This window comes from Ignisphaera sp. (assembly GCA_038735125.1).
Classification (GTDB): Archaea; Thermoproteota; Thermoprotei_A; order Sulfolobales; family Ignisphaeraceae; genus Ignisphaera.
Map to the genome: position 1 here is coordinate 91,017 of JAVYNU010000002.1, position 7,789 is coordinate 98,805.

Consider the following 7,789-nt stretch of genomic DNA (forward strand, 5'->3'; position numbering starts at 1 on the left):
CCCTATCACTTTCTACTGCCTTGCCACTCCCTCAAATACCTTATGTGCAGAATTTCGGATAGTCCTGGCACTCTAGTTAGAGCCTTTATAAGCGGTATGGCCACGACAAACGCCACTATAGCCTCTAGGACATACTCCACTAGGTAGAACATTGGGCTCACAAGATACAGGCTCCTCACTTTAGAGACTTTGGTGATGCCAAATATATCTCTATACACCTGTGGTAGTGCAAATATGAAGCAGCCAAAAGCCTTGTCAAGCTCTCTACTAATGAACATCGTAATGTATAGAGCTATGTAAAATAGGAATGTGTTTTGCTTTTTGCTAATCCTATTCACAATTATCATTAAGATTGGTGTGAGAATTAATGCAGCAATTTTGTCGTAAAATGCCACTAGATATACGTACCAATACTCCGTCACAGGATAGAATGGCGGTGTAAATATTGATGCTATAAGCATTGCTAGCATGACTATGGATACCTCAACCCACCTCTTCTTCACAAGCATTCCAGCACCAAAAGCTGATAAGGGTGCTGCAAGCAAAAATGGAACCCCATAAATGTTTGGCGTAGGAACAAAGGTCTTTATAGCATTCCCTATGAGTACAGCCAAAAACCCTATGTAAGGCCCTAGAACAATTCCGAATACAGGTGATAGTGAAGCACCAATCTCCATCCTTATATTTGGCAACCCAATTACAGGTATGCCTGGTAGCCACAACAATATGTAGTATATTGCAGCGCCAATACCTGCAAAGGCCACTATAAGCGATGCCCTATATCTCGCACCTAAACCTTCTTTCAACGACATTCTTTATCCCTGTGTAGCATGCTACACAAGAAAACTTAAGCTTTGCTAGGCAAGAAAACTACACAGCGAGGAATAGGCCATGAGCAATAAAGAGAACAACTTTTGGCCTTTCATAGTCTTTATGCCAATAGATGTGGATAAAAGGGCCTTATTTCTATCAACTCTTTTCTCATCTAAGATAACCATAGACGTTCTTAGATTGTTTAAATGGGATGAAGATCTATGTCAAAGCGATATAGTAAAGAGCCTTAGGATGCACTCTAACAAGACTGTTATAGCTATTTTAAAAAAGCTTGCTTCATTGAGTATCCTTTCAGAAAAGTATAGGGTTGAGAAGAGGGGTAAGAGAAGGGTCAAGGTAAAATGCTATAGACTTACCGAACTCGGCAAATGGTACAATCTACTGTTCAGAGACCCCCAAGAACTTGATAGAGATACTGTAAAGATATATCTAACAGAGATAGTTAGAGAATTTATAGAGAAGATCACAAGTTTTGCATCAAAATTCTCTATCCCCCAAAATAGCTATATAGATATTGCGGATATTGTTAGATCATTCCTTGTAAAACCTCGGTACAAAGATTTTGATGTCATCGTCTTTGGCTCAAATGCTCTCGATGTGTATATAACCCATAGCTATAAAATATTTTTTGGAGGATCGGGAGCTAATGTCGCTGTAGCTTTATCTAGACTTGGGCTAAAAACAGGCTTTGTATCAAGGTTCTCAACAGATGTCATAGGACTTCAATCAGCCTATAGCATTGCTAGGGAAGGGGTGGATATAAGTTTATCCATATTCGATGAGAATGCAGAACCATCTATTTGCAGTATTGTTCATGGTGACAAGATAAAGATTGAATGTAGATATGATAGAGGTAGACCACCAGTTGTAACAGAATTGTCTGAGAAGATAGTTGAGGCATGTAGAAGAGCTAAAGCAGTTTATTTGGGGGAGGGCATAAACAACTTATATGTAAAGCTCATTAGAGAAATTGGTGGGGAGAAGCTCATTGTATATAGACCCAACATGGAGGCTATTCAGTATTTCCTCGAAGAAGTCTTACTAGTGTTTAGACAAAGCCCAATAGTAATCCTAAACGAGGATAAAGCTGAGTTGTTCTCCAGAAAAGGGTTTGACATCCCAAAAACATTCTATGACCACGGAATAAAACATCTAATAATAACACTGGGGAGCAGAGGAGCCGAGATCTACAGCTACCCACGGACAGAACCAAAGAAAATAGAATCTCCACAAACAGTTGTCTTGGATCCTATAGGCGCTGGAGACATGTTCTCAGCTGTCTTCATATACATGCTACTCAGAGAACTGGATATAGAGAAAGCTGTAGAGAAAGCTGTTAAAACTGCTTCTACTTCACTATCTCAACTGGGGCCAAGAAAGCTGATCACAATAAACAGCTTGGCACAGTAATGCATGGCCACATTGGATATCGCAAATAATCCCTCAGTCAAAGGTCAGCAAGAGACATTCCAGCTTATGTTACACACGTATTGTGAATAGGCAGTTGTTGAAAGTCTATAGACCCTCCTAGTGTACCCTCCTCATATCCTCTATAACATTTTTGTATACTACTTCATATAAATCCTATAAATTTATGAATTTTGTTGCATAACGAAATTAAATTCTGATACTATGGCTTTGAAATAAGAGATGTGAGAACCTATTTCATACATTTATACATTTATTAATTAGTGAGATAAGATATAGCATTATACAATGTATTTAATACAAAAACTTTTATAGTCGCCTAATGGCATGCACTCTGACATAGATAGGTGAAAAGATGCGACAATCTCTTTCGCTAATAGTAGCTGTTGTCCTGACCGCTATTATTGTTGGTAGTGCCATGTACTTTGTTGCCCCCAGTAAAACCGTTACTACCACTGTCACTACTACTGTTACCACCACTATAAAAACTGCTACTACTGTTGCCTTTACTGTTACAGCAACGATCGCAACTGGGACTGTAACTGCTCCTATCTCTACTTCTACTATTCCTGCAACAACTTCCCCTCTTACAACTACAACACCCATGCTTGCTTGTCCATCACTTCCAGAACCATCAACACCAATAACATTAAAGTTCTGGAAATGGCAAGCTATAACACTTACAGATGAGAAAATTAAAGAGGTTATAAATCTTTGGGAGCAAGAGCATCCTAATGTAAAAATAGAGTTCACAGTATTTCCAGAGCTCTCTAATTTAGAGTTTGTAATGAAAGTTGAGCAATCAACTGGCGCAGGTCAAGGGCCAGACATCATAATGGTTGACGAGCCATACATGGCTGTATTGGCTTATGATGGATATCTCGCTGAAATGCCTCCATATCTCCAAGCAATAATTAATCAATTAGTGCTACAACCTTTTGATAGGATGCTGTATCTCTGGGGACCTGACGGAAAGATTAGAATGTATGGATTTCCAAGTCTTAGAGCTGTTGGACCCAAGGTGCTGGCCGTAAACGAGTATCATCTTGAAGAAGCTGGCATACCCAAGGATTGGTGTCCCAAAACATGGGATGAGCTAATAGATGTGGCAAAGAAGCTCACAAAATACGATGAAAAAGGAAATCTCGTAAGATCGGGTCTCTTTGTACGTGTAGGAGGTAATGTAGGGGGAATCTCTGATAAGTGGTTTACGCTACTCTTTGCAACTGGAGGATATGTCCTCACATGCAAGAACGGAAGTTGGGTAACAGATGTAAACTCTGCATTAGCTAAAGAACTTACCCAGAAGCTATACCTAGATGTAATCTACAAGTACAAGATCTATGACCCGGGTTTTCCAGGCGATGTCACCGGATTTGCAAATGAGCAAGATTCTATAATTGTTCCTAGAGAACCAGCAGAGATAGTAAATGCACTTCTATCCATTAACCCAGGCAGATTCAAAGACCCGCAAACAGGAAGAATCATAGGGGTTCACTTCTGCCCGATACCAGTGGCAAACGAAACTATATCTCCGAGAACACTTTTCGATGGACACTTGGTAAGTGTTAATGCAAAAAGCCCGCCAGAGAAACAGCAGTGGGCATTTCAATTCCTATGCTGGCTAGCAACACATAAGGAGGTTAGGGAGAAGCTATACAATGAAATATACATGTTCCCACCCTGGAAGGATCTAGCCAACGAACCACCATTTGATCAACCAGTATTCCAGCAACTAATTGAGATAGCTAAATCAGGTTACTCTAGAGTATTACATCCAAATATAGGGACGATACTTACTGAGGCAGGCCAAATCCTAGCACGAATATACCTGAAGGAGACTAGTCTAGATGACGGTCTAAATGAGTTAGCAAGCAGAATATTAGATATTGCAAATGAGGCTAAAAATGCCTGCAAGTAAATGGGGATAAGGGAATAAGAATGATCACCAAAAAAGCTCTAAAGAAAAATGATTTTTTAAAAGCTCTTCCATTCCTTCTTCCAACATTAATTGTTTTTTCAATATTTCACTATTATTCACTGGGACTACTCATATACTTTAGCTTCACAAAATGGGGTTTGACTGGTGAACCACAATGGATAGGGCTAAAGAATTATGATAAAATGTTTAATACTGCATTATTCTGGAAATCGCTAACCCTAACTTTGATATTCGTAGTCACTGTAGTCGCGGGTTCAGTTGCTCTAGGTCTCATTTTAGCTATATCTGTATATAGTAGGGATACACGTCTTTCGAAAGTAACCAGATATTTAATGTTGTTACCCTATGTTTTGCCAGATGTTGCCGCCGCCACCATGTGGCTAATAATGTTCGGGCCCGGTCCTAGTGGTTATGTAAACTATATATTGTCTCTGCTTAGATTGCCGACCTCCGCGTGGTTCTACGATCCGGCTATGGCATTGCCTATGGTGATACTATACTCTATATGGAAGAACACAGGCTTTAGTGCTCTTGTTATCTATGCAGGCCTCAAGAGTATCCCTAGGGATTACATAGATGCTGCAAGAGTTGATGGCGCAAGTGATTGGCAAATCTATACAAGAGTTGTAATTCCACTGTTAAGACCCATCATAGTGTTTGTGACAGCATCAATAGTCATGATGTCTTGGTTTGTCTTTAACTCGATATATGTGCTCACAAAGGGAGGGCCAGGAACAGCCACTCTATTGCTCGGACTGTACATATATCTGGAAGCGTTTGAGAAAGGTAATGCAGGTTATGCATGTGCAGTATCGGTTTTTTCTGTTTTGCTTGTACTAGGTATCACAATATTACAGCTCAGGTGGTATCGTGGATATGAAAAGTGGTAGTTATGTAAGTAACGAGAGAAGTAAAGGTGCTATAAGAAGCGGAAGAAAATCCATTAACACGTTTAACATATTTGCAAATGTGGTAATGATTTTCACCATACTCTCCATAGTAATACCGCTATACTTTCTAGTGATAACAGCGTTTAAATCATATGGAGAAGCCTATAAAGTTCCTCCAACTTTCGTTCCAGAAAATCCAACATTGGAAGGATTTGAAATTATAGCAAAATTTGGAGCCGATGTTGGTAAAGCTCTATTCAATAGCCTAGTCGTATCATTTGGTGTTACATCATCGGCGTTACTTTTCTCAACAATGGCAGGATTCTCCTTCGTTATACACCGATATAAACTGAAGGAGGTACTATTTGTGGCAATCATATTGAAATATATTTTGCCAGAAGCTATGCTTGTTGTGCCGTGGTACTACTTAATAATTAAACTAGGGCTTATCGACAATTTATTTGCTATAATAGCACCTAATCTGGTAGGAGCTTGGACCATATTCTTCACACGAAGCTATATCATGCAAATTCCTAGGGATTACATAGATGCTGCAAGAGTTGATGGCGCCAATGACTATCAGATATTCTTTAGAATAATCTTTCCACTAATAAAACCAGCCATTGGCGTAGCCACAGTAATGAATTTCCTATGGTCTTGGAACTACTTCCTATGGCCCCTAATAGCTATTAATAGCAAAGATAAATTCACCTTACCATTGGTTGTTGCAACAGTGAGATACGTATATGGTGGTGGAGGTGAGATGTTGCCTCATCTAGGTGCACTTGCCGCCTCTACACTCGTATACATACTGCCGATAGTAATACTATATGTGTTCACCCAAAAATGGATTGTCGAAGCATTTACACTATCAGGTATAAAAAGATGATAAAGGCATCTAGAGCAAAATTTTTAACCAATGCATGTAAATACTTATTGTGCGGATGGTGAGATAAATGGCGCATTTGGAGCTAGTAAACATATCTAAAAGATTTGGAAAAACCGTAGCTGTTTGCAATGCATCTTTTAAAGTATATGATAAGGAATTTCTTGTATTGTTAGGGCCCTCAGGATGTGGAAAAACAACTCTTCTAAGAATTATCGCAGGTCTCGAAACTCCTGATACTGGTAGGGTATATATTGATGGTGAGGATGTTACTGATCTGCCCCCCAAGGATAGAGATGTGGCTATGGTTTTTCAAAATTATGCTTTATATCCTCATATGAAAGTGTACGACATTATTGCCTTTCCTTTAAAGTTAAGAAGATATTCTAAATCTGAGATAGACAAGAGGATAAAAGAAATAGCAAAACTACTTAGAATTGAGGATCTGCTTGATAGGCATCCACATCAATTATCTGGGGGCCAACAACAGCGTGTAGCTCTTGCAAGAGCTCTTGTAAGAAATCCGAGGGTATGGCTCATGGACGAACCTTTGAGTAATTTGGATGCACTTTTGAGGGTACAAATGAGGGCTGAACTTAAGAGACTACAAAAAGAAGTAGGAATAACAACTATCTATGTTACCCATGATCAAGTGGAAGCAATGACTATGGCGGACAGAGCAGTTGTTATGAACAAAGGGATGATAGAGCAAATAGGTACACCTGAAGAGATCTATAATAACCCTAGAACAATATTTGTAGGGGGTTTCATTGGATCTCCTCCAATGAACTTTATAGATGCAATATTTAAACAATCAAATAACGAGTACCTTATAGAAGGAGAGGGATTTTCCATGAAACTGCCACACAATCTAGGTGCTGAACTAAGTAAAAAAATCTTGACGGGAACTGAAATTGTAGTTGGTATAAGACCTGAGGACATTTCAATAACTAGTGCAACAGATGAAAATGCAATAAAAGGGAAAATATATGTATTGGAACCACTGGGGTCAGAAACCATTATAGATATAAAAATCGGTGAACATATTATTAAGGTGAAGTATTTAGGAGTTATAAAGGCGGATATGGGAAGTGATATATACATCAAGTTTAATTTAAACAAAATACATATATTCGATAAAAGTACAGGAACTGCGATAATGTAAATTATTGATTTACATTATTGAGGGCTCATACTATTTTTGTTATTATTCAGCTGTTTTCACTATATCCTCATTAAAAATGTTATTTATACAATATAATTAGCTAAAAACAATTGATACTAAATGAGTTACAGGTCAAAGGAAGTCCTAAAGTTCTTTCTACATTAACGAACTAGCTAGCAAATCCTACTACAAACTTTATTGAAATTTATTACATTATTTTGGCAAGATTGTTTGTATACTTAACTAGGCTTTGTCCACTTTATAGGTGTTAGATGATGGTATAAGATTTCTCAAAAGACTAAGCATAAGTTTTAAATAATGCTTAATTAAGTGAAGACAGAATTAGGAGTAGAGGTATTTCATGCTATTTAGAGTTGAACTTATGGGTTCTTGAGGTCTTATTCCCACAAAACTGTTAGCTTTATGTGGATCTAGTGATCTACTGTTTTACTGCTTGTGTCATTTTCATGTATTCTTCTGTTGTTTTCCATCTTTTTCTCGATTCTCCGCTGTTTATCTGTTCTACGAATGTTTTAAACCATTTCCAGTCTCTTTCGTATACGTGGTACGAGTCTGCTATGTGTATGTATCTCCCCACCTCCACCCCAAGCCTCTCTGCAACATATTTTTGTAGTTCTGTGAAT

8 protein-coding genes are annotated in these 7,789 nt (G+C 38.4%); 5 read left to right on the top strand and 3 right to left on the bottom strand.

Features of this window, described 5'->3' with window-relative positions; all coding sequences use genetic code 11:
- Nucleotides 1–5: 5 nt before the first annotated feature.
- The gene (locus tag QW284_03730) at nt 6–812 is read right to left on the bottom strand and encodes an ECF transporter S component (GenBank protein ID MEM0338776.1); all 807 of its coding nucleotides are present in this window, start codon (nt 810–812) and stop codon (nt 6–8) included.
- Between the two features lie 79 nt (nt 813–891).
- On the opposite strand from QW284_03730, the gene QW284_03735 reads away from it, so the two are divergent.
- Complete coding sequence (locus QW284_03735; GenBank protein ID MEM0338777.1) at nt 892–2,244, top strand: carbohydrate kinase family protein; 1,353 nt, start codon at nt 892–894, stop codon at nt 2,242–2,244.
- A gap of 327 nt (nt 2,245–2,571) precedes the next feature.
- Here QW284_03735 and QW284_03740 read toward each other — a convergent pair whose 3' ends face one another.
- Nucleotides 2,572–2,868, bottom strand: coding sequence for a hypothetical protein (locus QW284_03740; protein ID MEM0338778.1), 297 nt, complete (start codon nt 2,866–2,868; stop codon nt 2,572–2,574).
- Between QW284_03740 and QW284_03745 the strand changes: the two genes are divergently transcribed.
- The 4 genes from QW284_03745 to QW284_03760 all read left to right on the top strand — a co-directional run bounded on the left by QW284_03745 (nt 2,867) and on the right by QW284_03760 (nt 7,145).
- Complete coding sequence (locus QW284_03745) at nt 2,867–4,183, top strand: extracellular solute-binding protein (protein MEM0338779.1); 1,317 nt, start codon at nt 2,867–2,869, stop codon at nt 4,181–4,183. The two genes, QW284_03740 and QW284_03745, sit on opposite strands and share 2 nt — an antisense overlap.
- 20 nt (nt 4,184–4,203) lie before the next feature.
- Nucleotides 4,204–5,094, top strand: coding sequence for a sugar ABC transporter permease (locus QW284_03750; protein MEM0338780.1), 891 nt, complete (start codon nt 4,204–4,206; stop codon nt 5,092–5,094).
- Complete coding sequence (locus QW284_03755) at nt 5,081–5,983, top strand: carbohydrate ABC transporter permease (GenBank protein MEM0338781.1); 903 nt, start codon at nt 5,081–5,083, stop codon at nt 5,981–5,983. The genes QW284_03750 and QW284_03755 overlap by 14 nt, the downstream gene beginning before the upstream one ends.
- Nucleotides 5,984–6,050: 67 nt before the next feature.
- Nucleotides 6,051–7,145 carry an ABC transporter ATP-binding protein gene (locus QW284_03760; GenBank protein MEM0338782.1) on the top strand — a complete coding sequence of 365 codons (1,095 nt, stop codon included), beginning with the start codon at nt 6,051–6,053 and terminating at the stop codon, nt 7,143–7,145.
- A 439-nt stretch (nt 7,146–7,584) separates the two neighbouring features.
- Here QW284_03760 and QW284_03765 read toward each other — a convergent pair.
- A partial coding sequence (locus QW284_03765) for a hypothetical protein (protein MEM0338783.1) occupies nt 7,585–7,789 on the bottom strand: 205 nt, incomplete at its 5' end.